This window comes from Nocardia sp. CA-151230, from assembly GCF_050942175.1.
Classification (GTDB): Bacteria; Actinomycetota; Actinomycetes; order Mycobacteriales; family Mycobacteriaceae; genus Nocardia.
The window spans coordinates 2,531,276-2,554,860 of record NZ_CP192061.1; the positions used below are offsets into that span (position 1 = coordinate 2,531,276).

The 23,585-nt window shown below is 68.3% G+C and carries 24 protein-coding genes and 1 riboswitch; of the genes, 15 read left to right on the forward strand and 9 right to left on the reverse strand.

Annotation, left to right across the window (positions count from 1 at the left end; all coding sequences use genetic code 11):
- Positions 1-13: 13 nt before the first annotated feature.
- Entirely contained in the window at positions 14-811 is a 798-nt protein-coding gene (locus ACQP1O_RS11445) for an IclR family transcriptional regulator (RefSeq protein ID WP_433565787.1), read from the reverse strand.
- A 141-nt stretch (positions 812-952) separates the two neighbouring features.
- Between ACQP1O_RS11445 and ACQP1O_RS11450 the strand changes: the two genes are divergently transcribed.
- On the forward strand, positions 953-1,375 hold the full coding sequence (locus ACQP1O_RS11450; protein ID WP_433565788.1) for a hypothetical protein: 423 nt from the start codon (positions 953-955) through the stop codon (positions 1,373-1,375).
- A 63-nt stretch (positions 1,376-1,438) separates the two neighbouring features.
- Here ACQP1O_RS11450 and ACQP1O_RS11455 read toward each other — a convergent pair whose 3' ends face one another.
- On the reverse strand, positions 1,439-2,329 hold the full coding sequence (locus ACQP1O_RS11455) for a DUF5995 family protein (RefSeq protein WP_433565789.1): 891 nt from the start codon (positions 2,327-2,329) through the stop codon (positions 1,439-1,441).
- 117 nt (positions 2,330-2,446) lie between these two features.
- Between ACQP1O_RS11455 and ACQP1O_RS11460 the strand changes: the two genes are divergently transcribed.
- A complete protein-coding gene (locus ACQP1O_RS11460) occupies positions 2,447-2,932 on the forward strand; it encodes an FKBP-type peptidyl-prolyl cis-trans isomerase (RefSeq protein ID WP_433565790.1) in 486 nt (161 codons plus the stop codon).
- A 50-nt stretch (positions 2,933-2,982) separates the two neighbouring features.
- Here ACQP1O_RS11460 and ACQP1O_RS11465 read toward each other — a convergent pair whose 3' ends face one another.
- The 5 genes from ACQP1O_RS11465 to ACQP1O_RS11485 all read right to left on the reverse strand — a co-directional run bounded on the left by ACQP1O_RS11465 (position 2,983) and on the right by ACQP1O_RS11485 (position 5,995).
- Positions 2,983-3,249, reverse strand: coding sequence for a hypothetical protein (locus ACQP1O_RS11465; RefSeq protein ID WP_433565791.1), 267 nt, complete (start codon positions 3,247-3,249; stop codon positions 2,983-2,985).
- Positions 3,250-3,447: 198 nt separating this feature from the next.
- On the reverse strand, positions 3,448-4,569 hold the full coding sequence (locus ACQP1O_RS11470; RefSeq protein ID WP_433565792.1) for a fatty acid desaturase family protein: 1,122 nt from the start codon (positions 4,567-4,569) through the stop codon (positions 3,448-3,450).
- A 174-nt stretch (positions 4,570-4,743) separates the two neighbouring features.
- A complete protein-coding gene (locus ACQP1O_RS11475; protein ID WP_433565793.1) occupies positions 4,744-4,902 on the reverse strand; it encodes a hypothetical protein in 159 nt (52 codons plus the stop codon).
- Positions 4,903-4,971: 69 nt separating this feature from the next.
- On the reverse strand, positions 4,972-5,571 hold the full coding sequence (locus tag ACQP1O_RS11480; RefSeq protein WP_433565794.1) for a DUF4291 domain-containing protein: 600 nt from the start codon (positions 5,569-5,571) through the stop codon (positions 4,972-4,974).
- Between the two features lie 124 nt (positions 5,572-5,695).
- Positions 5,696-5,995: a hypothetical protein gene (locus ACQP1O_RS11485; RefSeq protein ID WP_379438453.1), complete on the reverse strand. Its 300-nt coding sequence runs from the start codon at positions 5,993-5,995 to the stop codon at positions 5,696-5,698.
- 638 nt (positions 5,996-6,633) lie between these two features.
- On the opposite strand from ACQP1O_RS11485, the gene ACQP1O_RS11490 reads away from it, so the two are divergent.
- A complete protein-coding gene (locus ACQP1O_RS11490) occupies positions 6,634-8,232 on the forward strand; it encodes a GMC family oxidoreductase (protein WP_433565795.1) in 1,599 nt (532 codons plus the stop codon).
- A 149-nt stretch (positions 8,233-8,381) separates the two neighbouring features.
- Here ACQP1O_RS11490 and ACQP1O_RS11495 read toward each other — a convergent pair whose 3' ends face one another.
- Entirely contained in the window at positions 8,382-9,083 is a 702-nt protein-coding gene (locus ACQP1O_RS11495) for an SDR family NAD(P)-dependent oxidoreductase (protein ID WP_433565796.1), read from the reverse strand.
- Between the two features lie 137 nt (positions 9,084-9,220).
- Between ACQP1O_RS11495 and ACQP1O_RS11500 the strand changes: the two genes are divergently transcribed.
- The 5 genes from ACQP1O_RS11500 to ACQP1O_RS11520 all read left to right on the forward strand — a co-directional run bounded on the left by ACQP1O_RS11500 (position 9,221) and on the right by ACQP1O_RS11520 (position 14,581).
- Entirely contained in the window at positions 9,221-10,060 is an 840-nt protein-coding gene (locus tag ACQP1O_RS11500; RefSeq protein WP_433565797.1) for a helix-turn-helix transcriptional regulator, read from the forward strand.
- Positions 10,061-10,311: 251 nt separating this feature from the next.
- A complete protein-coding gene (locus tag ACQP1O_RS11505) occupies positions 10,312-11,163 on the forward strand; it encodes an alpha/beta fold hydrolase (RefSeq protein ID WP_433565798.1) in 852 nt (283 codons plus the stop codon).
- A gap of 34 nt (positions 11,164-11,197) precedes the next feature.
- On the forward strand, positions 11,198-11,644 hold the full coding sequence (locus ACQP1O_RS11510; RefSeq protein WP_433565799.1) for a VOC family protein: 447 nt from the start codon (positions 11,198-11,200) through the stop codon (positions 11,642-11,644).
- Positions 11,645-11,666: 22 nt separating this feature from the next.
- Positions 11,667-13,142 carry a dihydrolipoyl dehydrogenase family protein gene (locus tag ACQP1O_RS11515; RefSeq protein WP_433565800.1) on the forward strand — a complete coding sequence of 492 codons (1,476 nt, stop codon included), beginning with the start codon at positions 11,667-11,669 and terminating at the stop codon, positions 13,140-13,142.
- Entirely contained in the window at positions 13,139-14,581 is a 1,443-nt protein-coding gene (locus tag ACQP1O_RS11520) for an aldehyde dehydrogenase (RefSeq protein WP_433565801.1), read from the forward strand. Before ACQP1O_RS11515 ends, ACQP1O_RS11520 begins: the two co-directional genes overlap by 4 nt.
- Before the next feature lie 26 nt (positions 14,582-14,607).
- On the opposite strand, the gene ACQP1O_RS11525 is transcribed toward ACQP1O_RS11520, so the two are convergent.
- Positions 14,608-17,319, reverse strand: a complete 2,712-nt coding sequence (locus ACQP1O_RS11525) for an ATP-binding protein (protein WP_433565802.1) — start codon at positions 17,317-17,319, stop codon at positions 14,608-14,610.
- 129 nt (positions 17,320-17,448) lie between these two features.
- On the opposite strand from ACQP1O_RS11525, the gene ACQP1O_RS11530 reads away from it, so the two are divergent.
- The 7 genes from ACQP1O_RS11530 (at position 17,449) to ACQP1O_RS11560 (ending at position 23,545) form a co-directional block, all read left to right on the forward strand.
- Entirely contained in the window at positions 17,449-17,877 is a 429-nt protein-coding gene (locus tag ACQP1O_RS11530; RefSeq protein ID WP_433565803.1) for a hypothetical protein, read from the forward strand.
- 205 nt (positions 17,878-18,082) lie between these two features.
- Positions 18,083-18,223, forward strand: a complete 141-nt coding sequence (locus ACQP1O_RS11535; RefSeq protein WP_433565804.1) for a hypothetical protein — start codon at positions 18,083-18,085, stop codon at positions 18,221-18,223.
- A 47-nt stretch (positions 18,224-18,270) separates the two neighbouring features.
- The gene (locus tag ACQP1O_RS11540) at positions 18,271-18,858 is read left to right on the forward strand and encodes a DUF308 domain-containing protein (RefSeq protein ID WP_433565805.1); all 588 of its coding nucleotides are present in this window, start codon (positions 18,271-18,273) and stop codon (positions 18,856-18,858) included.
- Between the two features lie 39 nt (positions 18,859-18,897).
- The gene (locus ACQP1O_RS11545; protein WP_433565806.1) at positions 18,898-19,062 is read left to right on the forward strand and encodes a hypothetical protein; all 165 of its coding nucleotides are present in this window, start codon (positions 18,898-18,900) and stop codon (positions 19,060-19,062) included.
- Between the two features lie 64 nt (positions 19,063-19,126).
- Positions 19,127-19,296, forward strand: a riboswitch (M-box (ykoK) riboswitch).
- A gap of 353 nt (positions 19,297-19,649) precedes the next feature.
- Positions 19,650-20,438, forward strand: coding sequence for a hypothetical protein (locus ACQP1O_RS11550; protein WP_433565807.1), 789 nt, complete (start codon positions 19,650-19,652; stop codon positions 20,436-20,438).
- A 36-nt stretch (positions 20,439-20,474) separates the two neighbouring features.
- Positions 20,475-22,232, forward strand: a complete 1,758-nt coding sequence (locus ACQP1O_RS11555; RefSeq protein WP_433565808.1) for an ABC transporter permease — start codon at positions 20,475-20,477, stop codon at positions 22,230-22,232.
- Between the two features lie 26 nt (positions 22,233-22,258).
- On the forward strand, positions 22,259-23,545 hold the full coding sequence (locus ACQP1O_RS11560; protein WP_433565809.1) for an ABC transporter ATP-binding protein: 1,287 nt from the start codon (positions 22,259-22,261) through the stop codon (positions 23,543-23,545).
- The last annotated feature ends 40 nt before the right edge of the window (positions 23,546-23,585 follow it).

Here is a 23,585-nt window from a genome sequence, read left to right on the forward strand (position 1 = left end):
GCGGGGTGCAGAGTCACCGCGCTATCGGTGCCTGACCCGCGATTCGTGAGGTCAGACGCTCCGCGCCCCACCGCAGGGCCTGCCCCACCACCTCCGGCTCGGGATAGGACAGCGTGCGCCATGTGGTGCTGAGGGCCGCGACCGGACGGCTGTTGTGGTCGAACACCGCCGTGCCGACCGACCGCAGGCCCGCCGTCACCAGTTCCACCTCCTCGGCCCAGCCGCGGGCGCGGATCTGTTCCAGGTCTCGGCGCAGCTCGGTCAGGGTCCGGGGCCCGCGCCCCGTGCGGGTGATGAAGTCGGAACGCTTGGCGTACAACGCTTTTACCTGGGCATCCGGCAGCGAGGCGAGAATCGCCCGCCCGTTCGCGGTCAGATGCGACGGCAGCCGAACCCCGATGTCGGTGATCAGCGAGACCTCCGCGGCCGGACCGGAGCCGGGGCGTTCCTTGAGCAGATAGACGGTCTCGTTGCCGTGCAGAATGCCCAGATGCACGGCCTGCCCGAGTTGTCTGGCCAGCTGGTGCAGAATCGGCTGAGCCAGCCGTTCCAGCGGTTCGTGGCGCAGGTAGGCCGAACCGATCTCGAAGGACGTCACGCCCAGTCCGTAGGCCTGCTCGCCCGGCACGTACACCACGAATCCGCGGTCCACCAGCACCGACAGGATGTGGTAGACCGACGAGCGCGGCAGCCCCAGGTCGCGGGCGAGTGCCGCGGCCCGGACCGGGCCCGGACCCTGGGCCAATCGGACGAGGATGTCGAGCGCCCGACCGACCGCCGGCGACGTGGTCGAAACCGAAGACTGGGCCATGCTCCGGATTCTGCCAGCGATGCCGAATCGGCAGTGGCGTCGGCGAAGTGGGTCTCCGGCAATCCGCTCCGATCGCGACAGTGAAGCGTTATCGTTTCTCATTGCTCACGCTGTCGTGAGCGATACGTGAGGAGCACCATCATGAAGAATTCCCGCCGAGCCGGAATCGGCGCGACGGCGTTCGGCGCCGCGGCCGCCGTCGCCGCCCTGACCGCCCCCGATGCGAGCGCGCTGGTCACCGGAATCACCGTCAGCGGCAGCCAGGTCTGCGTCAACCAGGCCACCACCGTCACCGTCGCCGTCACCGCGACCTCGTTCCTGTTCGATGTGTCGCTGACCGACAACGACACCCAGGTCGGCAACTCCAAGGTGTCCAACAGTCAGGCCACCTTCAGCTGGACGCCCACCACCACCGGTTCCCACACCCTCAAGGCGACTCAGGAGGTGGTCAGCACCAAGACCACCACCGTGAACGTCGTCGACTGCACCCCGGCGGGCGGCGGCTCCGGCTCCTCGGCGTCCAACCCCCTCGCGGGACTCCTCAGCAGCCTCTCGGCCCACTGAGCCGATAGCGCGAACCGGGCGAAAGCCACTGCCGGGCAGCGGGTTTCGCCTGGCGATGCGATCTCAGATACCGTTGAGCCGGGCCAGGATGTCGAATGCGCATTCCGCGGTCCGGCGCTCCAGCTCGATCTCCGCGGCCGTCGCCGTCGTCAGTGCGGGATTCGCGAGGGCGAGTCCGTTGGCGAAGATCGTCACATTGGCCCCGAGGTCGGCGGCGACCAGCAGCGGCTTGGTGGCGACTCCCTGGCCGAGCACCTGATCGAGTCCTTCGCCGAAGAAGTAGAACCGCCACAGCGGGCCCATGTTCGCGCGGTAGATCCGATCGGTCCGCTCGGTGATGACATCGCCGGTCTGGGCGATGCTGGCCACGATCTTGAAGTAGTCGCCGGCGTCGGCCGGTGTCGATCCGGCCTCGGCGACCGCCCGCGGCAGATCGACGATCAGGTGTGCGTTGTAGCCGGCGAGCGCGACCCGGCCGGGCGAGGCCGCGCAGTCCGCGGCGAGCGCGAAGTAGTCGGCCCAGTGCGGTTCCGGTGTGCCGCCGCTGAACTCGGCATGCACATTGTCGAGGAACCGGCGCAGCAGATCGAAGCTGACCCGGTGCGCGTACTCCCGGTCGGCGAACGCCTGCGGATCGCGCTGCAGCGGCAGCACCGACTGCTGCTCGACGACGTCCAGACCGGTGGCGAAGGTGCCCCGGCGATCCGCGTGCTGCTCGAGGATCCGGGTGATCAGATGGTCGCGGGACACGGCGTCCTCGAGCCGTGCGAGTTCGTCGTCGCCGGCGAGCGTGCCGGTATCGGCGAGCCGGGTGATCTCGTCGTTCTCGGCGGGAGACAGGGTGGTCGCGCATTCCGGCGTGGAGGGTGGTGCGGCGAGTGCGGTCGCGGGTGCGACCACTGCGGTGGCGGAGACGGACAGTGCGGCAACGAAATGCCAAAATGCATCGGGCACGATGGGGTTCATAGCAGTGACGGCCCGCGAGCGCCCGGCGGACACGCCGAGCAGGCGCCGGAAAGTTGACGGGATACATTTGCGCGGTCCGGATTCCTCTGTGAAAGGGTTACCGCCATGTCGATCGCCGCTGACAAGGTTGTCTCCATCGAATACACGCTGAAGGCCGATGACGGCGAGGTGCTGGACACTTCCGTCGGTGAGGCGCCGCTGGTGTACCTGCACGGCGCGGACAACATCGTGCCGGGTCTGGAGCAGGCCCTCGAGGGCAAGAACACCGGCGACGAGCTGGTCGTCGTGGTGGAGCCCGAGGACGCCTACGGCGAGTACCAGGCCGAGCTGATCAGCGCCGTGCCCCGCGACATGTTCGAGGGCGTGGACGAGGTCGAGCCCGGAATGGAGTTCCACGCCGAGGCGCCGGACGGCGATTCGCAGATCGTCACCGTCCGCCAGGTCGATGGCGACGAGGTGACCATCGACGCCAACCACCCGCTGGCCGGTCAGCGCTTGCACTTCACCGTCAAGGTCATCGACATCCGCGACGCCAGCGAGGACGAACTCGCCCACGGCCACCCGCACGGCGAGGACGACCACGACCACTGACCCGCGGGTCCAGTTCGCCTACCGGTCACCGCGGTCGGTTGCGAGGCGCCTCAGCCGACCACACCCAGGTGCCCGGACGAAGGGCTTTGGCGCGGTGAACGGCGACCATTCGAGGTCGGCGCTGGGGCGCCGGTGCGGACGAAGCTCAGCCACGCGGCACGCGTCTGGCGTCCGATGGTGTCGAGCTCGCGTCGATCCGCTCCGGCGAGCATCGGCGCGTGGGTCCAGGCGGCGTCGCTGCCGAGAATGAACGGCAGTTCGACGCAGTGTGTGGCACCGAAGCCGGAATCCTTTGCGCGGTAGTCGAATCGGTACATCCAACGACCACTCGAATGTAAGTCACAGGGCCCCGAGGCTTCTCGCTGGTTCTTCGCCGAGTGGATAATGCTGCTCCCGGGGGATGAGGCGCTTGGCGCGGTCGGCCCGCCCCTCGCGCAGATGTGCGGAGATCCGGTGTACGAGGGGAGTGCAATCGCGTATCTCTACGGTCCCACCGGTACGGACCGACATCGCCGTCAGTGGGCAGAGGCACGCGCCGCATCGCGGCGGCCGGCGGGAGGCCGGTCCGGGCTGTCGGAGCGCGTGTGCCGGGCGACGGCGTCCAGGTGCTGGAGGGCCTGGCTGTAGGAGGTCAGCAGGGAGGTCTCGGCGTAGGGGATGGCGCGTTCGGCGCAGAACGCTCGGACCAGGGGTTGGGCGGTGCGGAGGGCCGGGCGGGGCATGGAGGGGAACAGGTGGTGCTCGATCTGGTAGTTGAGTCCGCCCAGCGCGAGGTCGGTCAGCGGTCCGCCGCGAACGTTGCGGGCGGTCAGGACCTGACGGCGGAGGAAGTCGGTGTTGTCGCCCGCGGGAAGAACCGTCATGCCTTTGTGATTGGGCGCGAAGGTGCAGCCCATGTAGAAGCCGAACAGGCCCTGCTGCACCGCGATGAAGATCAGCGCCCTACCCGGGGACAGCGCCAGGAAGACCGCGGCCGAGTAGGCGATCGCGTGCGCGGCGAGGAACGCGCCCTCCCGGACACGGTGTGGAATGGGCCAATTCACCACGGCGCGCACGCTCGAGTAGTGCAGACTGCCCGCCTCGAGGAGCAGCATCGGGAAGAAGAGCCAGGCCTGGTAGCGGAAGACGAAGCGCCGCCAGCCTTTTCCGCGGGCCGCCCGTTCGCCGGAGTGCGCCAGGATTCCCGCGACGTCGGGGTCGTCGTCCTCGGTATTGGGGTGCGCGTGATGACGGTTGTGATTGCTGGTCCACCAGCCGATGCTCACCCCGGTGGCGAGATTGCCGACGATGAGCCCATACCAGTGATTGGCCCGCCCTGTCCGGAAGATCTGCTTGTGCCCGGCATCATGTCCGAGGAACGCGAGCTGCGCGAAGACCGCGGCCAGGAAGACCGCGGTCCCCAGCTGCCACCACGAGTCGCCGAATACCCATAACGCCGCCCACCCCGCCGCGAAAGCCATTGCGGTGAAACCGGTTTTCCACCCGTAGTAGCGCGTCCGCCGTTGGAGCAGACCAGCCTGCCGGACGCGCCGCAACAGGGCCGCGTACTCGCTACCGCGCATCGGCGCGGATTCGGCCACAACCGGTGGCGGGATCTCCTGCACCGCCGACCGGGGTCGTACCGTCTCGATAACCAAAGGTTCTGCACATCCTGCTGTCGTGGTGTCACCCGCCTTCAGCGTGTCGCGCCGCGGCCACCATCAGGTGAACATACATGCGAAGCGGCAACACAACTGCATGACGATTGCGCGACCGTCCCCCGCCGTCCCTCCGAATGCGTTGCCGTTGAGACGGTTCGGCTCTTGCTGAGCTCATCGCTGATGGATTTCCGGCCGCCTACACTCGATCCACAGCAAGGCCCCGGGGTGAATCGACGTGCTCAGCAGAACGATCTCGCATCCCCACAGCAGCCACGACAGCAGGTGCTGCGGAGTGGCGTTCACCGCCGCCGGCAGATCTACCAGCGCCATGAACCGTGACTCGTCATCGACTGGAGCAGGCCAGACCGCTACGGGATGCGGTGGGGTCGCCATGTTCGCCTACCTGCGCTCGAGGGCCCCAAGGCTTCTGGCTAGTTCTTCGCCGAGTGGATAGTGCTGCTCCGGGGGCATGAGGCGCTTGGCGCGGTCGGCCCGCCCCTCGCGCATATATGCGGAGATCCGGTGCACCAGGGGAGTGCAATCGCGTATCTCTACGGTCCAGTCGCTGACGTAGCGTTCGACGATGTTCCGTGACAAGCCGACCTGAATGCTGCGGTGGTCGAGCTTCGCCCCGTGGATCGAGTACTCCGGATCCCATTGGACATGGACGAGCGCGTGTTCGAACATCGCCCGCCACTGTGCGGCATCAGCGTAGACGCGCCGCTCGGGACTGGTGAGGACTGCGTGAGTGAGGGCCTCTTCCCATCCCGTCCGGGTGATCCGGACGGCGAGAATGCGTTCCTGACCGGGCTTCCGGGCCCAGTTGCTGCGTTGCATGAGCCATCGGAAAGACGGCTTGATCCACGTCATGCGGTTGAGTGAGAAGGGCTCGACCAAGCGCTGCGCTGCGACAGCGGCGGAGGCGATGGCGTCGTTGAAGGCCTGGTAGACGACGATCGTGTCGCGGTCGAAGTCTGCGCGGATCTCGTACTGATTCATAACGAACGCAGAGTATGGCGGTGCCCGCCGTGGTTGCCACTGCTTTACCCGCAGGACTGGCGTTCGCGAACTCAGTCGCTATCGCGTGTAATCGATTCCGCCGCTCCGCGCGGGAGCATGATCATCAGTGTTCGTCGTAGTGCCCGTTGTGAGGTGCGTGCCGGTGCCCATCGTGGATGTAGTCGACGTGGTCGCCGTGGGGCACCGCGGTGTGGCCGCAGCCCTCGCCGTGGACATGATCGTGGCTTTCGTGCGCGGTGTGCGCGGCCGGTTCGCACTCGTCGTAGTGATCGCCGTGTGCGCGGTGCAGGTGACCGTCGTGCACGTAGTCGGTGTGGCCGTTGTGTGGAACAGCTACATGTCCGCAACCTTCGCCGTGATGGTGGTCGTGCTCGGTGTGTGCCGCATGCTCGGGTGTGGTCATGATCCTCGTTCCTTTCTCGTGCCTCTCTCTGTCCGCTTCACCTCGGCTGTCATTTCACATCATAATGTGCGCATCCTTTTGGGTATGCGCTGATAGATAGCTATTTCTCAAGTGGCCTGATGTGCTCGGCAGCTTACTGATCGCATGGATGACCGGTTCGGATTCGGCTTGGAAATGGGGTGGAATGGCTGTCACGTTGCTGGTGACGATTTTGGATCTCGAGATCTCGTGCAGGTTGCAAGATTGCCGGTCTGGTTTTCAGCAAACGTGCGATGGTGGCGGCCGCGTGCGTGGTGGCGCTGGCGGGGGTAGCGATGGCACGTCGTCGAAGTCGTCGGAATCGTCGAGCAGCAAGCTCGAGGTGGTGGGGCCCTGCTGGGCCTGCGCCACGAAACCGACCGGGGATTCGCCAGGTGTGACGAGGCATGTCGCGTTCGAGGCGCACGAATTCGTTCGCGCGAACCGGGCCACCTGCTCGACTCGGGTCCCTCGCGGTGCTGCGCGGACACCAACCGGCCAACTCCGCCTCACTGTGCTCTGAAACGGGTTCCTGGGCGGCCGCTTTCGAGTACTTTCGCAACATGTTCCAGTTTCGTCGGTGACTCGCGGCGAGACCTGTGCGGACAGAAGGGCTGGTCATGGCGGCGACGGACTACATCATCATCGGTTCCGGGAGCGCCGGGGCCATTATTGCTCGCAGGCTGGCCGATACCGGCGCCGCCGTCACGCTGATCGAGGCCGGCCGCCGTGACAACAGCCGGCTGGTGCGCAAGCCCGGCATGATCGGCCCGATGCACAGCGTGCCGCAGCTGAAGAAGCGGATCGACTGGGGCCACTACACCGTCGAGCAGAAGCATGCCCTGGGCCGTACCATCCCGCAGACGCACGGCAAGGTGGTCGGGGGTTCGAGCTCGGTCAACGGCATGGTGTTCGTGCGCGGCAACCGGCGGAACTTCGACGACTGGGCCGGCGAGGGCAACAACGGCTGGTCGTATGAGGACGTGCTGCCGAGCTTCAAGAAATTCGAGTCGTTCGAGGACGGCGCGAGCGAGTTCCGCGGTGGCGCAGGTCCGATCAAGGTGATCCGGGCGCGCGATCTGACGCCCGCGTCCGAGTCGTTCATGGAGGCGCTGGCCGAAACCACCGACCTGCCGCGCAACCCCGACTACAACGGCGCCGAGCAGGAAGGCGTCTCGATCTTCCAACAGAGCAACAGCAGCGGGTTGCGCTACAGCACCTCGGTCGGGTACCTCGACGATCGCCCGAAAAACCTTACGGTGCTACTGAATACGCACGTGACGCGCATCGTGATCGAGAGTGGCCGGGCCACCGGTGTGGAATACCGGACCGCGCGGGGCATCGAAGTGCTGCGGGCCGAGCGCGAGATCATCGTCAGCGCGGGCACATTCGGATCCCCACAGCTGCTCATGCTCTCGGGCATCGGACCGGCCGACCATCTCCGCGCCCTCGGCATCGACGTCGTCGCCGACCTCCCGGTGGGCGACAACCTGCACGACCACCTGTTCGTGCCGATGACCTTCGCCATGCCGACCGCCGTGCGCCGTTCGTCGGCGGGCTATTTCGCCCGTGCGTTTCTACGGGAGTCGTTGCGCAACAACAGCACCTGGCTGGCGCGCAGCGTGTTCGAAGTCGTCGCGTTCCTGCGTACCCCGCATGCGGCCGGGGCGCCCGATCTGCAACTGCACGTGCTGCCGTGGAGCTATCCCGGCCCCAATCAGGATGCCCCGATCCGCCACACCCCCGATCCGCGCCGGTCGCTGACCGTCCTGGTGACGATGATCTACCCGCAGAGCCGGGGCACGCTGCGACTGACGTCGGCCGACCCCACCGCGGCGCCCGCCATCGACCCCAACTATCTCGCCGAGCAGCGCGACGTGGACACACTGGTACACGGCATGGAGCTGACCCGAGAGGTCATGGCCGCGAAGTCGATCAATAGCGCGGTGGACACCGAGATCTCTCCGGGTCCGCAGTACCCCGGCCGCACGGAGCTGGCCGCCGAAGTCCCCAACCGCGCAACCACCGTCTATCACCCCGTCGGCACCTGCCGCATGGGTGTGGACGAGCGCGCGGTCGTGGACCCGACACTTCGGGTGCGCGGAGTGGACGGACTGCGCGTCGCCGACGCCTCGATCATGCCGAGCATCGTCGGCGGCAACACCAACGCGGCCACCATGATGATCGGCGAACACGCCGCCTCGATCATCCTGGCCTGAGCCCGTGCGGAATTCAGCGGATCTGCGTGGCTTGGGACCAGACCACCTGCCACCGGCCGTCGAGGAATTCGTTTCGCGGTCATCTTCGGACCCAATGATCCGACCACGTGCACGTTCCCCTACTGCTGGTGATGGCTGATCCTCGGTCTCTACCAGGGCAGCGTTCCGGAGGCGTCGAAATAGCCTCCGGTTGGCCCGTTTCGGGGCACCCGGGCCATCCGTACGATGATCTCGGCGCCCTCCTCGACGGTCTGCCTGCCCGCGTGGCCGTTGAGGTCGGTCGCGGTGTATCCGGGCTCCACCGCGTTGATCCGAATATCCGGGAACGCTTTCGCGTATTGCACGGTGATTCTGTTCAGCGCGGTTTTCGATGCGGGATAGGACAATCCGGGATAGGCGTAGGTATGGGTGCCCGGGGTGGTGCCGCGTGCCATCGAGGCCAGCGAGCTGCTGACATTGACGATGACCGGTGCGGTGGATTGCCGTAGCAGCGGCAGGAACGCGTGCACGACGCGCACGACGCCGAAAACATTGGTGTCGAACACCGTCCGCATCATGTCGGCGGTGACATCCGCGAGGTCGACGGTGCCATTGCCCTCGATATCGATGCCAGCGTTGTTGACCAGGACGTCGAGTCCGCCGTCCGCCTCGATGATCTTCGCCGCCGCGGTGACCGAGGCGTCGTCGGTGACATCCAGCTGGACGGAGCGTGCCCCGATTTCCGCCGCGGCGAGCCGCCCACGTTCGCCGTCGCGGCTGCCGACATACACCGTGTGCCCCGCCGCGACGAGCTGACGGGCGGTCTCGAAACCCAGCCCCTTGTTGGCGCCGGTAATGAGCGTTGTTGTCATGTCCTCAGATTCGCGCCGCCCGCCGGCATCAGCCAGTCGCCTGATCTTCCTGGGACTGTCGATACCAGGCGGGGACGGTCGATACCGGGCAATACGCCGACGGTGAGCGGATCGGCAGAACGGGCAGAATGAATCCCATGGCCACAGCGGAATTCGGAGTAGCGGTACGGCGCTGGCGTGATCAGGTATCGCCCGATGCCGTGGGGCTGTCGACGAATGGCGCGCGCCGAGCGCCCGGCCTGCGCCGTGAGGAACTGGCGCTGCTGGCCGGTATTTCCGCCGACTACGTCACCCGGCTCGAACAGGGCCGGGCATCCAACCCCTCGCCCCAGGTGGTCGAGGCGCTGGCGCGGGCCTTGCGCTTGTCGGCCGACGAGCGTGCGCACCTGTACCGGCTGGCCGGACTGGTACTGCCCGAGCCCGGAACCGTCCCGACCGCCATCCCGCCGGCCGTCCAGCGCATGCTGGATCGGCTGGTCGGCATCCCGGTCGCCGTCTTCGACGCGTCCTGGACACTGTTGCAAGCGAATCCGGCATGCGCGGCACTGCTGGGCGATTCCGCGACCTGGCAGGGCAACGAACGCAATCGGGTGTGGCGGCACTTCATCGGCCCCGGCTCCGTCGGCCGCTACGCACCGGACACCCTCGAATCCCTAGAAACCGCACTGGTATCCGACCTGCGCGCCGCCGAGGCCCGCTACCCCGCCGACCAGCGCCTACGCCACCTCATCGCCGATCTGCGTACCTACAGCCCCCGCTTCGCCTCACTCTGGGAGTCCGGCGCCGTCGCCGGCTACGACATCACGGTCAAGACCATCGACCACCCGACAGCAGGCGCCCTGACCCTGGACTGCGCCGTCCTCACGGTGGCGGGCTGCGACCTGCGAATCATGATCGACACTGCCGAGCCCGGCAGCGCAGACGCCGAACGCCTTTCCCTGCTCACCGCCCTCGGAACCCGAACCGCCATCGGCTGATCATCCGGGTCCGACGGGTCGGCCTACGTCACCCGAACTCGTCCTGACCGACAGTGATTACGTCATCCGACGCTCGCCGCGGCATTCCCGCGAAACCTATCGTCCTCGACGCGGACGCTCGCGCCGTCCCACCTCTCCACCGCCGGATGACGCCTACGTCATGGTCGGCGTCAGTCGACAGATGTGGCGGTGGGGCAGCGGAAACCAGAGTGGAAGCCGCACAACGTGCTTCACCTCGAAAGGACAATGACATGGTCGACATTCGACACCCCCGGATGCGGCGCGCGGGCCGGGCGATCGCGGCGGTCACGGCGGCGGTGGCGGCCGGTAGCCTCGCCGTCGCGTGCACCGCCGGCACCACCACTCATGCCGGACCGACCGAGGACGCGCCGAAGCCGACCATCGTGCTGGTGCACGGCGCGTTCGCGGACGGATCGAGCTGGAACGACGTCATCGACAAACTCCGCAAGGACCACTATCCGGTTGTCGCGGCAGCCGATCCGCTGCGCGGGCCCGCCGCCGACGCCATCACCCTGCGGGGGTTGATCAGCCACATCAACGGACCCGTCGTGCTGGTCGGGCACTCCTACGGCGGATCGGTCATCAGCGCAGCCGCGGCCGGCAGCGATCAGGTCAAGGCCCTGGTCTACGTGGCGGCGTTCCTGCCCGCACCCGGCGAGACCGCGCTCGAGCTGACCAACAAGTTCCCCGGGTCCACCCTGCCGGGCACGCTCGACCCGGTCCCGTTCACCAATCCCGATGGCAGCACCGGCACCGACCTGTACATCCAGCAGGCCAAGTTCCACGACCAGTTCGCCGCCGACGTCCCCGCCGAGCGCGCCGCCCTGGCCGCCGCTGCCCAGCGTCCGATCCTGCAGGCCGCGCTCGAGGAGAAGGCCACCGTCGCCGCCTGGACCGACAAGCCCAGCTGGGACGTGATCACCACCCAGGACCTCAACATCCCCGTTGCGGCACAACGGTTCATGGCCGAGCGGGCGCGCGCGCAGGTCACCGAGATCGCGGCCTCGCACTCGGTGGCCGTCTCGCACCCCGATCGGGTGGCCGAGGTGATCGAGCAGGCCGCCAAGAATTCCGCCCACTGACAATCGCGAAAGACTTTCGAGGAGAACACGAATCATGGACATGAAACTGGAAGTCGTCGTCCTGCCCGTCGCCGACGTCGACCGCGCCAAGGCCTTCTACGCCGAGCGCCTCGGCTTCCGTCTCGACGCTGATTTTCCCGTGGACGACGGTTATCGCGTCGTGCAGGTCACCCCGCCCGGCTCGGAGTGCTCGATCATCTTCGGCACCGGTGTCACCGCGGCCGAGCCCGGATCCCTGCGGGGTCTGCATCTGATCGTCACCGATATCGAGAAGGCCGTCGCGGAGTTGACCGTACGCGGGATCGCCGTGGACGGACCGTTCCGCGATGCCACCGGCGTATTCCACCACGCCGGAACCGAAAGCCGGGTCCCCGGAGCGGATCCGCAGCGCCGCAGCTACGGATCGTTCGCCGCGTTCACCGATCCGGACGGCAACGACTGGTTCCTGCAGGAAATCACGCAGCGCGCACCCGGCCGCTGACTCGGCCATCGAAGGGAACATCATGTCCGACAAGGAAGTTCGTACCTTCGACGTCGTGGTTGTCGGGGCCGGGCCGGTCGGCGAGAATGTCGCCGACCGCACCCGCGCCGCCGGGTTGAGCACCGTGATCGTCGAATCCGAACTGGTGGGCGGCGAGTGCTCGTACTGGGCATGCGAACCCAGCAAGGCGTTGCTGCGCCCTGCGCTGCTGTACCGCGAGGCCGCTCGCTTCCCCGGTGTCGGGGAAGCGGTCACCGGACCCCTCGACGCGGCCGCGGTGCTGAAGCATCGAGACCGGATGGTGGCCGACTGGGACGACCGGGACCAGCTCGACTGGCTCGCCTCGGTCGATGTCGAACTCGTCCGCGGCCACGGCCGGCTCGAGGGATCCCGGCGGGTGACGGTCGAGACGCCCGAGGGCGAGACCGTGCGGCTCGCGGCCCGGTACGCGGTGGCCGTGTGCACCGGCACGTCGGCCGCCCTGCCGCCACTGCCGGGCCTGGATGCCGTGCGGCCGTGGACGAGTCGCGAAGCCACCAGCGCCCGGGAGGTACCGGACCGGCTCGCCATTCTCGGAGCCGGAGTCGTCGCCACCGAAATGGCCGCCGCCTGGCAGGCATTGGGCGCGCGGGTCACCCTCGTCGCCCGCGAATCCCGGCTGCTGGGCCGCGTCGAAGCCTTCGCCGCTGACCTGGTCGCCGAGCGGCTCCGGGAAGCCGGAGTGGACCTGCGGTTCGGTACCACCATCACCGCCGCCGAGCGCGCGGGCGGACCCGACGACAGCATCCACCTCACCCTCGCCGACGGCGCCCGGCTGGTCGCCGACGAACTCCTGCTCGCGACCGGACGCGCACCTCGCACCCGTGACCTCGGCCTCGACACGATCGGCCTGACACCCGGCCAGTGGCTCACCACCGACGACACCTTCACCGTGACCGCGGTCGACGGGGAGTGGTTGTACGCGGTCGGTGACGTGAATCATCGTGCGCTGCTGACCCATCAGGGCAAGTACCAGGCCCGGATCGCCGGTACGGTCATCGCCGCCCGCGCACGCGGGCTGGCACTGGACACCGGACGCTGGGGCCGCCACGCGGGGACCGCCGACCTCGAAGCGGTGCCGCAGGTGGTGTTCACCGACCCGGAGATCGCGGCGGTGGGTCTCACCACCGAGGACGCCGCGCACGCCGGGCGCGACGTGGACGTCGTCGACTACGACATCGGCCGGGTCGCCGGTGCGATCCAACACGATCCCGGCTATCGGGGACGTGCCCGCGTCCTGATCGACCCGGATCGCCGGGTCATCGTCGGCGCGACCTTCGCCGGCCCGGGCGTCGCCGAACTGCTGCACTCGGCCACCATCGCCATCGCCGGCGAGGTCCCTCTCGACCGCCTCTGGCATGCGGTGCCGTCGTTCCCCACCATCAGCGAAGTCTGGCTCCGACTGCTGGAAACCTATCGCGACCAACAGAATTCGCTGATTTCAGGAGAATCCAGATGATCACCTATGACCGCCTCTACATCGGCGGTTCCTGGATCGAACCCAGCGAACCGGCACTGCTGGAGATCCTCTCGCCGCACGATCGATCGGTCATCGGCCGGGCGGCGCAGGCGCAACCCGCCGATGTGGACCGTGCGGTGGCGGCGGCGGACGCGGCCTTCGAGGGCCGCGTCTGGCGCGATACCCCGCCTGCCGAGCGAATCGCGGCGCTGCGACTGTTCGACAAGCTGCGCGAGGAGCAGGCCGACCGGATCGCCGAACTCATCACCGACGAAAACGGTTCCGCCGCATGGTTCACCAAGGCCGGCCAGGCCGGTCTGACCCGGCAGTCGAATGCCTACCTCGCGGCCGCCGAGAATCTCGACTGGGAGCACATGCTCACCCCGTCGGGCCCGGATGCCGGTGTGCGCAGCGTGGTCCGGCGCGAACCGGTCGGCGTGGTGGCCGCGGTGATCCCGTGGAATTCGCCCTTCTCCTCGGCGACGTCGAAGATCCTGCCCGCCCTGCTCGCCGGAAACTCGGTGGTGCTGAAGGTGTCTCCGGAGAACTCACTGAGCATGGGTCTGCTGGCCGAGCTGGTGGATCGAATCGGCCTGCCGGAAGGCGTGATCAGCGTGCTGCCCGCGGATCGGGAAACGAGCGAGTACCTGATCTCCCATCCGCGCGTGGACAAGATCGCGTTCACCGGCTCGACCGGGGCCGGTCGCCGGATCGCGTCCATCGCCGGCACCCAGCTCAAACGGGTGAGTCTCGAACTGGGCGGCAAATCGCCGGCGGTGATCCTGCCCGATGCGGATCTGACGGCGGTGATGAACGGCCTGAAATTCGGTTCGCTGCTGAACAATGGAGAGTCCTGCGTCGCCCAGACGCGGATCCTCGCCCCGCGCTCCCGCTACGAGGAGGTGGTAGCAGCGCTGACCGCGCTGGTCGAGTCCTTGCCGGTCGGCGATCCGCGCGACCCGGAAACCTTCATCGGGCCCATGGTGCGCGGCGATCAGCAGCAGCGGGTCCGCGACTACATCGAGCTCGGTATTGCCGAAGGCGCGCGCCTGGTATGCGGCGGTCCGCAGGTCCCACCCGGTCTGCGGGACGGCTTCTATGTCACCCCAACTGTTTTCGCCGACGTCACACCGGCCATGCGCATCGCCCGTGAGGAGATCTTCGGCCCGGTCCTGGTCGTGCTCGCCTACGACGACATAAACGACGCGGTGCGCATCGCCAACGACTCCGACTACGGACTCTCCGGTGGCGTCTGGTCGGCGGACGAGGCCGCGGCGCTGGCCGTCGCCCGCCGCATCCGGACCGGCACGGTCACCATCAACGGTGCGCCGATCGGATTCGACGGCCCCTTCGGCGGATTCAAGACCAGCGGGATCGGCCGCGAATACGGCGCCGTGGGTCTCGGCCAGTACACCGAGTATCAGACGATCACCGTCTGACGCCCCCGCGGAGACGACCGCGCGTGCTATGCCGGCTCGTCCGCGGTCGGCAGCAGCGCCGCGAGGTCACCGCGCGAACTGATCCCGAGCTTCGGGAAGATGCGATGCAGGTGGGTGCTGACGGTCCGGTGCGACAGGTACAGCCGCTGCCCGATCTCCCGATTGGTCAGCCCCTGCGCCGCCAGCTGTGCGATGCTCAGCTCGTGCGGGGTGAGCCGCTCGCGGGCATCCGGGTCGCGGTTCGGGCTCGATTCGCCCGCACTGCGCAGTTCCAGGCGGGCCCGCTCGCTCCATGCCGTGAAGCCGAGAGCATCGAAAGTCTCTCGGGCCGTGCGCAAATGGGTGCGGGATTCGACGACCCGGCGCTGCCGCCGCAGCCACTCCCCGTAGGCGAGATGCAGGCGGCCGCGCTCGGCGGGCCACCCGGTGAGATCCGCCTCCAGCGCGGCGGTGAACAGCTTGCCGGCCGAGTCACCGGCGAGCACCGCTCGGGCATACCGCATTCCGATGTGCAGGGCGGGCGACGACGTGGACTCCGCCACCGGTTCCAATTCGCGCAACAGTTCCGCCGCGGCGTCGGTCTGCCCGGCCCGGACCGCGGCCTCGGCGAGTTCGGTGAGGAAACACGCGCGCAGCGCCGGCGAATACGACGGATCGCGCGGATCGTGGATGCGGGCCAGATCGGTGAAGGCGTCGTCGAATCGGCCCTCACCGAGCGCGATCAGCCCCCGGGTGAGCTGCACGGTGGCCAGCACGGGCCGCGCACCGGCGGCCAGTCCGGTCCGTTCGGCATCGGCCGTGAGCTCGGCGGCCTGCGGATAGTCCCCACGCAGAGCGGCGATTTCGGCCTGTACCGCAATGACCACCGCATGCATGAAGGGCGCGCCGGTCTCCCGGGCGAAGGCCGCGGCCTCGGCCGCGATGGGCGCGGCGGCGGCGAGATCACCGAGCCGGGCCAGGCTCCAGGCCTCAATCGCGAGGGCCCGGGTCAGCAGCCCCAGCCGTCCGGCGGAACGGAATCCGGGCGCGGCGGCGCCGGCGAACTGCGCCGCGAGGTCGAAGGCCCCGACCTGGTATGCCGCGCTGCTGAGAAAGTGATCGACCTCCGGATCACGGCCCGTGGCCGCGGCCAGCGCCCGCAGGTGGTGCAGCACCTGCTCGCCGCGTTCGAACGGGGCCACGATCGAGTCGATCGCCAGCTTGCGCGGGTCACCGTCGGGAATGCCGAAGGTGTCGGCGACCGCGACGACCGCGCGCCGGGTCTCGGGCCCGGGTTCGGACCAGAAGCATCGCATGGCCGCACCCCACAGGATCCGCAGCGCGGGATCCGGATACCCGTCGGCGGCGACGGAGGCCGCGAGCGCGGCCAGTTCGCCGATGCGCGAGGGACTTTCGCGCATGCCGTCCTCGAATCCGCTGAGCAGCCATTTCGCGGTGGCCTCCTGCGCGGGGGTGAGGGGGAGGGTGCGCGCGGTGTCGACCAGTCGGTCGGCCGTGTCGCGGTGACCGGAGTCGACGGCCAGTTCGGCCGCGCGCAGCAGGCGATCCGCGCGCCGGCCGGGGGTGGCGCTGAGCGCGGCGGCCCGCTCCAGCGCCACGACCGCACCGCCGCGGTGCCGGGACCGTTCGGCGGCGTCCTCGAGCGCCGCGGCCACCTCCTCATCGGCTCCGGCCGTGCCCGCCGCCCGATGCCACACCTGGCGATCCGGAGACCCGGTCAGCAGGTCGGCGAGCGCCAGGTGCGCGCGGCGGCGCTCCTCGGCCGTCGCCGCCGCCACGATGGCCGAGCGGACCAGCGGATGGCGGAAAGTCACTGTGCCGGAACCGATGTCGATCAACCGGGCCGCCATCGCGGGGACGAGAATGTCGGTCCCCACCTCGGACTGCAGGAGAATCCCTGCGGCGGCGAGTGTTTCGGTGACCGAATCGCCGTCGTCGAGCGCCGCGACCAGCAATGCCGACCGGGTGCGCTCGGGCAGTGCCGCACTGCGCGCCGAGAACGCTCGTTCGAGGCGTTCGGTCAACGGGAGGGTCGGCGCCGGTTCGGCGAGATCCCCGACGGCCGTGGGCAGTTCGGTCAGGGCCAGCGGGTTGCCGTGCGCCTCGGCGAGCACCCGGCGGCGGACCTGGGCGGAAAGCTCCGGTGCGGTGCTGTCGAGGACGGCGTTCGCGTCCTCCTCGGACAGTGGGCCGAGCCGCATGGCGGTCAGCTCGGCCTCGCGCAGCGGTGAGTTCGTGCCGTCGCGCACGGTAGCGACCATGGCGACGGGTTCGGAGTCGATGCGGCGCGCGACGAAGGCGAGGACCTCGGCGCTGGCGGGATCGAGCCAGTGCACGTCCTCGGCGACGACCAGCAGCGGCCGTTCGGCCGCCAGATCGGCCAGCAGCGTCAGGGCGGCGAGCCCCACCAGGTGCGGGCTCGGCTCGCCGACGGCATCCGACATGCCCAAGGCGGTTGTCAGCGACTCGAACTGGCGCGCCGGCAGGGCATCGAACGCGCGGCGCAGCGGGTACAGCAGCCGCTGCAGCCCGGCGTAGTCGAGGCCGTGTTCGGCTTCCGCACCCGCGGTCCGCAGCACCCGCAGTCCCGCGGCGGCCGCGAGGGCGACCGTCTCCTCGACGAGCGACGACTTGCCGATTCCGGGTTCCCCCTCGATCAGGATGCCGCTCCGGTCGCCGGGACCGTCCACGAGTGCGGCCAGGACTTTCAGCTCGGTGTCTCGTCCGACCATCGGCATGGGTGGCGCTCTCCTCCTGGACCCGTGACGACGTACGGGACCGGCCGCGACCTTACCGAAACAGGATTACGTCACCTCAACGTCAACTGACAGATTCGGCCGACTGCCCGCGGCGGCGAAGGTATTTCCATGGCTACGGTACGTTTTCATCTCCTGTCCACACTGACTCCCGCCGAGGTCGTGCGGGTGCTCACCGACTTCGGACCCACCCGCACCGAGGCGTGGCCGAGCATCGACGCCGAGCATTTCGTCGTCCACGACCGCGGCGAGACCTGGGCCGAGGTCACCGAGGGCACGGCCGCCGCCTGGGAACGCGCCCGCTACCAGTGGGATCCGGATGGCGACACCGTCACCGTCACCACGCTGGATTCCAAGCTCTTCGGCGCGGGCGGCGGCTGGGTCTTCCGGGCCACGCCGGAATCGGGCGGCACCCGGATCGATGTCGAACTGACCCGGACTCCGCAGGCTTTCAAGGGCAAGCTGCTGGCGGCGCTGCTGCCGCTGGTCGGCCCGTCCTCGCTGCGCAAGTCGTTCGCCGGCCCGCTGCGGGCGGTGTGATGTCCGCGCCGCACTCGCGAGCGGTACGGCCTTGCGCTGCACCGGTCCGAACTGCACGAGGTGCTGAGGCCTTCGAAGCGATGCAGGCGATTTCGAATGATGAACAGACCCTCGCGGTCGCGCGCGGCATCCTGCCGTCCTGTTTCGCCGACTACTGGGGCGACGAACCGCGATGGGGCGCCCTCTTACCCAAGGAGTGATCGATATGTCCCCGTTTCGTGCGTTCCGCTGGGGCGAGCAGGTCAGTGCGGCAAGGGTTTTCGCTGGTCCGGCGATGCTCTGGAGCTGGGCCGAGCTCGCGGTACTGCACGGGCGGGGACCCACCGTACGGGATCTCATCGGCTAGCGAACCCGCTGTCTGTCTTGGTCCACCGATCGAATGAAAGAGTCTCCATGAACACCACTGCGGTACAGCCTGTTTCGATATCCGGGCGCTCGTCGCTGATCCGCCTGTCCCTGGTCCGCGGCCTCCTGGCCATCGCGTGGGCCCTCGCCTTCGCCGCTGCCCACGACCCCCTGAACGCCGTCGCGCTCACCCTGCTGATCGCCTACCCCCTCATCGACGCGGTGTCCTCCGCCATCGACTGGCTCGCGGTACCGGAGGGCTCCGAGCGCCGCGTGACCGCCCTCAACGGCGCCCTGAGCACTCTGGCCGCCATCGCCCTGGGCATTGCTGGAGCCGCCGGCGGCGTGGCCGCCGTCCTGGCCGTATTCGGCATCTGGGCAACGATATCCGGCGCGGCCCAACTCGCAGTCGGCCTCTACCGCCGCGGCCCCACCCTGGGCAAACAATGGCCCACTCTCATCTCCGGCGGCCTGTCCTTCCTGGTCGGCGCCGTCTACGTCGCCCAGGCCACCGGCCCCTCCCCATCCCTGGATGTCCTGTCCGTCTACGCCACCGGCGGCGGCATCTTCTTCATTGCCCAAGCCGCACTGCTGGTCTGGAAGTCGCGCTCCCAGCCAACGACCGGGCAGGTGTAGTACTGACGGCGAGAGCTGAAGCGCCACAGCGTCATATCGGTGACCGGCGTCCTCGTCACGGGGGCGCCGCTCGGCGTGACCGCTGTCGTCGCGGTCGTACTCGGCGGGCGGCAGTCGGCACGGCGCGGCCAGGTCTCACCACGCCGACCAGCGTCGGCGGCACATCTGAAATGTGCGATCGGCGGCCCCGGCGCGCCGCTGTGACATAGCGCTCGCCGGTATGCGAATAGCGGTTTTGACTTTGAACGAGTCTTTGACTAGGTTCCCTGTTGCACCTCGATAGGCGAGGCTCCTGTACGAACACAGGCCACTGATCTGACGACGTCGAGAGACGCCCAAGGTTAGGACAGATTTCTCCGGATCAAGGGGTAATCCAAAGTGGCTTTCCGATTCGGAACACGTCGTGCAGTGCCAAAACTCTGACGAGAGGGGTGTGCGCCCGCCCCGAGAGTTCCGGGCGACCTCCCCCGTGCGTTGACGAATCGCGTTCTACCAGTGAGGAGGTCGGGTAGCAAGATGGCACCCGATGATGACCCGGGATCTCCGGGCCGGCCCCTCCGCCTCGGTCCGGGCCGCTAGCCAGCACACCAACACCGCGTCGATATCTCGACGCGCGTAATTCTCCGATACCCCGATGCCGCCCGCGCGGCACCGGATTATTCGCATGCACATTTCACGAATGAATTCGGAGATTCGCATATATCCGACCCGTCGGCACCACCGTGCCCGGCGGTATTCGATGCTGCCCGTAAACCGATGCGGGCAGCGGTATCCCGAGGGGAAACATCCCGATGAGAATTCGCTTGCTCGCATTCGCCACCGCGGCGCTGACCACCGCCGGACTGGTCGCCCCTGCCGCCGTTTCGGCCGCGGCACCCGGACCGGATATCCGGCCCGCCGACGCTCTGACCGCGGTTCGGGCCGTGTCCGGCGACGCCCGGATCGTGGACCGATCGGTGGTGCTGCGCACCGACCTCGGCACGTTCCGGACCACCACCGACCAGCTGCAGATCCTCGACGCGCAGGGCGTGGTGGTGGGGGCGATCCCGCTGACCATCACGAAGCAGGACACGACGTACCCGATCGACGCCCGCATCGACGGCGACAGCGCCACCCTCACCCCGCGCCCGGATCGGGCCCGACCGGTCAGCACCGAGGAACGACGCATCGCCGCGGAGTTGCACGCCGCCGCGGAGGCGCAGGCCGAAGGTCCTGCGGCACAGCAGATTGCCGATCCCGACAGCTTCGAGGATCGGATGAATATCGTCTTCCAGAATGTCAACAACGAGCTCACCGTGGCCCTGGCGGTGGGCACGCTGCTGGGTGCCGTCATCGGTGCGCCGCTGGGCTGCGTCCTGCTGGGCGCGGGCCAGGGTCTCGCGGTCGGCGCATTGACGTTGGGCACGTTGGCGATTCCCGGCGCCGTCACCGGCTGTCTGGAGGGCGCGGTGGCCGGGGCCGGGATAGGCGTCGTGGTTTTCAACCTGCTCATCGGCGCACCGGCGGTGCTGGCCTCGGCCGTGCACGCCTACAACGTCATGACCGCACCGCCCGCGGTCGCCGCCGAATCGACCAACTGAGTTGCGACGACGCCACCCGGCGCGAGGTGAACAGCAATGACTCTCGAATTGGCAATTCCGGGCCGCCCCAAGACGACTCCCGAGGTGCCGCGGGTACGCGGCCGGCTCCGAGCGGTGGACTACCTGATCATCGGCGCGGGCGTGCTGCTGATCCTGCTGGTGCTGCAGCTGTTTCGGGACATGTCGGTGCCCTGGACACCGGATACCGGAACCGAGACCGCATCAACGGATCCCGCGAACCTGCCGTATTACGCGGCACGCACCACGCTGCGCATGTTCATCGGCCTGGCGGCATCCATCCTCTTCACACTGATCGTCGGCCAGTGGGCGGCGCGCTCGCGGCGGGCCGAGAAGGTGCTCATCCCCGCGCTCGACGTGCTGCAGTCGGTGCCGGTGCTGGCCCTGGTCTCGATCACGGTCACCGCGTTCGTGGGCCTGTTCCACGGCTCGTATCTGGGCGCGGAGGCGGCGTGCATCTTCGCCATCTTCACCGCGCAGGCCTGGAACATGACCTTCGCCTATTACCAGGCATTGCGCAATATGCCCCGGGAGCTGGATGATGCGGCCCGCATGATGCGGCTCACCCGCTGGCAGCGGTTGTGGCAGCTGGAGGTGCCGACGGCCATGGTGCCGATGATCTGGAACGGCATGATGAGCTTCGGAGGCGCGTGGTTCATGCTCGCGGCCTCGGAGGTGATCACGGTGTCCGGCCGGGACGAGGCGCTGCCCGGCATGGGTAGCTTCATCGCGGCGGCCACCTCCGAGGCCCAGGTCGGCAACCTCATAGTGGGTGCGCTGGTCATGGTGCTCACCATCGTCTTGGTGAACGTGGTGTTCTGGCGCCCACTCACGGCGTGGTCGGAGCGATTCCGGGTGGAGCACACCGAAAGTGCGCAGGCGCCACGGAGTCTGGTGCTCGACCTGCTACGGCACAGCACGGTGCCGGGCCGGCTGGCTCGGGTGCTACGGCCGGTCGGTGAGCGAGTCGATCGCCTCATGCGGGTCTTCGGGCGCAGCACCCGCTCCGCCTACGACGAGCGCGCGGGCAGCCGCCTCGGCGATGTGCTCTTCTACGGACTGCTCTTCGCCGTGCTCGCCTGGGGCACCTGGGCACTCGCCTCCTACTTCGAAAGAACCGTGGGCCTGGCCGAATTCGGGCCGACCTCGCTGATGGGGCTGGCCAGCCTCGGCCGTGTGACAGTGCTGCTGGTGGTCTCCACCGTCGTGTGGGTGCCGGTCGGCGTGTGGATCGGGATGAATCCGCGCATCTGCCGGTTCGCTCAGCCGGTGGTGCAGGTGCTGGCCAGTTTCCCGGCCCAATTCTTGTTCATCTTCGTCATCGCGGCGCTCACCTACACCGGCATCTCATTGAATATCGGCGGCATCGCGCTGATGGCGCTGGGTGCGCAGTGGTACGTGCTCTTCAATGTGATCGCGGCGGCCGGGCAGATCCCGACGGACCTGCGCGAGGCCATGGACGACCTCGGCGTGCACGGTTGGCAGCGCTGGAAGTCGTTGATACTGCCCGCGATCGCACCCGGATACGTGGTCGGCGCGATCACCGCGTTCGGCGGCGCGTGGAACGCCACGCTGGTCGGCGAGGTCGTGGAGGCCGGGAACACGCATATGGAGGCCTACGGCCTGGGCGCGTACATCACCAATGCCACCACCGACGACGTCTTCGCCAAGGTCCTGCTCGGCACCGTGGTGATGAGCGTGGTCACGGTGACCATCAACCGCCTGCTGTGGCGGCGCCTGCAGCGCACCGCCGAACGGCGATTCTCGCTGAGCTGAAACACTTTTCGAAAGGAGGACACACCGTGTCGACCCCCATCGTCACCGTCGATCGTGTCACCAAGAACTTCACCAACCCCTCCGGCGAGCAGCTGCCGGTTCTCTCGGATGTCTGCCTCGAGTTGCAGGAGGGTGAAATCGTTGCGCTGCTGGGCAAATCCGGCTCCGGCAAGTCCACGCTGCTGCGGATCATCGCGGGCCTGGTGCCCCCCTCTGCGGGGTCCGCGCGCATCCGGCAGACCGAGATCACCGAGCCGAATGCCGATACCGCCATGGTGTTCCAGACCTTCGCGTTGCTGCCGTGGCTGACCGTGCGCCAGAACGTCGAACTCGGCCTTCGCGCCCAAGGGATTTCGGCCTGGGAGCGCGGCGAGCGGGTAACCGACGCCATCGACATGATCGGCCTGGACGGCTTCGAGAACGCCTATCCCAAGGAGCTTTCCGGTGGTATGCGCCAGCGCGTGGGATTCGCCCGCGCCCTGGTGGTGCAGCCGGAGGTGCTGCTCATGGACGAGCCGTTCTCGGCGCTGGACGTCTTGACCGCCGAGAACCTGCGCGGCGAGCTCATGCGACTGTGGGCGGAGGCCGCCTTCCCGACCAAGACCATGCTGATGGTCACCCACAACATCGAGGAGGCGGTGCAGCTGGCCGACCGAATCCTGGTGCTGGACAACAATCCCGGGCGAATAAAGGGCGAGATCCAGGTGCGTCTCCCGCAGCCGCGCGACCCGCGCGGCGCGGGGTTCCAGGCGCTGGTGGACCAGGCCTATCGGATGCTCACCGACGCCACCTTCGATGGCGGCTGGCCGAGCATCACCCCCACCCCCGCCACCCGGCCGCTGCCCGATGCCGGGGTGGACGGAATCGGCGGCATGCTGGATTTTGTGGCCGCCCAGGGCGGGCGGGCCGACCTGCCGGATCTGGCGGGCGGGTTGCGCTTCGAGGTCGACGATCTGATGCCGCTGGTCGATGCCGCCACCATGCTGGGGCTGGCCACCACCGCCGACGGGGATATCGAGCTCACCCTCGACGGCACCCTGTTCGCCGAGGCCGATATCGACAGTGCCAAGGCCATTTTCGCGCGGCTGGCGCGAGCCAATGCGCCCCTGGTCGCGGCGATCGACCACGCGCTGACCAGTGCGCGCAACCAGCGGCTGCGCGACGGCTTCTTCCTCGACCTGCTGCGGCGGGGCTTCACCGAGGACGCCGCGCGGCGACAACTGCGGATCGCCATCGACTGGGGACGCTATGCCGAACTCTACGAGTACGACGCCGCCGAGCGGCTGCTCACGCGGTATCCGGACGAGGCCTGAGGCGTCAGCCGTTGCGGCGAGCCCGGGCAGGGTGCTCGCC